We start from the raw sequence: 1805 nt of genomic DNA on the forward strand, positions 1-1805 counted from the left end.
CCGTTTACCTTGTAGGTCCAGCCGTGCGAGGAGTCCTCGCCCAGGCCATTGATGGCCGTGACCCACGTGCCGCCGCCGGGGTACGCGCCCGAGCTGACGGAGGCGCCGGTCGCGAGCAGCGCGTCGTAGGCGGACGCGCCCTGCGAGAGGCTCACCCGGCTCGACGATCCGTTGATGGAGACGGACACGGTCATCTTGCCCGCGGTCGGCTTTGCGGAATCCTGGCCGCCGGACGTGGAGTTGGCACCGTTGTTCTTCTCGCCCGTCGTGTTGCCCGAGCTGGAGTTTGAGCCGGAGCCCGAGTTGGACCCGTTGGACGTGCCGTTGTTGGAGCCGCTCGCGCTGGAGCTACTGGACGAGGTCGCCTCGGCCTTGGACGTGGCCTCGCTGCCCACGGTGATCGTGCCGCCGCCGGGAAGCGTCGCCTTGCCCTTCTCTGCCGAGAAGGACGGCTGCTTGAGCTGCGAGTACGTGTCCTTGTCAATCGCATAGCCGCTCGCGGCGGAAAGGATCGTGGCGGCGTCCTTCTTGCTCACGCCAGCCGCGGCCTTAGAGCTGATCGTCACGGACATGCGGACAACGCCCGTGGAGTCCTCCTCGACCCACGTTACCTTTGCGTTGCCTCCCTGGCGCGCGACCCACTTTGCGAGCGCGAGCGCCCGGCGGGACGTGTCCGTCACGAGGCCTTCGCCCGTTGCGGAGGACACGTGCTCGACCCAGATGCCGTCCTTGGTGACGACGACGGTCACGTCCTTGGTGACGGCAAGGTCGGTCTTCCCGAGCCTGAGGCTCGCGAGCGCCTTGGTGACGGTGTCCTTGTCGATCTGTTTGGCCTTGGCGGCGTCCTTGCCGGATGCCTTAGCCGAGGAGGAGCTCGAATCGGTCTTACCGGCCGAGAGCAGCGCGGACTTGCCGCTCTCTTCCACGGAGCCGGACGCGAAGGCGAGGGGGTCCCTCCCCTGCGCGTACTGGCTCATGGACCAGGCGCAGAATGCCACGAGTGCAGCGGCCAGCACCGCGACGATGACGCGGGCCGGGCTCACCTTGCGCTTGGGCTCACCCCCGCCTTGCGTGCCGGGGTTTGGAGTGCGCGGGTCCTTTGGCTTGCCTGCCCCGCTGCCGTCTGCTGCGGCGGTGCTTGCGGACTTGTAGTCGAGATCTGCCATTTACCTTGCCCCCGCATCGGTCTTGTCGTCGTTGTTCCTGCGCCACAGCACCGCCAGGATGAACGCCACCGCGCCCAGTGCCATGCCGATGATCGGCCAGATGGGAAGGCCGCTCGTTCCGAGCGCGCCCTGGCCGGCCGCCTGCGCGGACTTGCCGGCGGAGCTCCCCAGCTTGGTGCCAGAGCCCTTGCTGGACGTGGTTCCCGTGGCGTTGCCGGAGGCGTCCGCCCCGTCCTCGATCGTGATGGAGATCACGCTGGACGCAACGCCCTTGAGGAGCGCCAGCGGGCCCGACGTCGTCTTGCTGCTGTCTGCCGGGGAAGCCTTGCCCTTGACGGTCTTGGTGGTCTTGACCGAACTGGCCTGCTTGCTGCCCTGCACGGTCTTGGTGTTGCCCTTCGAGCCCTTGCCTGAGCCGCCGTTGCCGCCGGAACCCTTGCCGCCGTTCTGCTGGCTGCCGTTGCCGCCATTCTGCTGGCGATCCTTCTGGCCGCCCTTGCCGTCCTTGCCACCGTTGTCGTTCTTCTCGACCGCGCTCTTGCCCGTCTCCTGGCTGGGAAGCGTGCCGCCGGCGCTCTGGTTGCCGATCTTGAACAGGTAGCCGGAGTCGTTCACAAAGTACAGGCTCCCGTCCGCCGC

2 protein-coding genes are annotated in these 1805 nt (G+C 67.6%); both read right to left on the reverse strand.

Features of this window, described 5'->3' with window-relative positions; genetic code table 11:
• The coding region (locus ACI38Z_RS00870; RefSeq protein WP_439788305.1) for a hypothetical protein at nucleotides 1–1166 on the reverse strand (1166 nt) is incomplete at its 3' end.
• Nucleotides 1167–1805: hypothetical protein (locus ACI38Z_RS00875; protein ID WP_439788306.1), on the reverse strand; the 639-nt coding region annotated here is incomplete at its 5' end.

This window comes from Parafannyhessea sp. (genome assembly GCF_051876455.1).
GTDB lineage: Bacteria > Actinomycetota > Coriobacteriia > Coriobacteriales > Atopobiaceae > Parafannyhessea.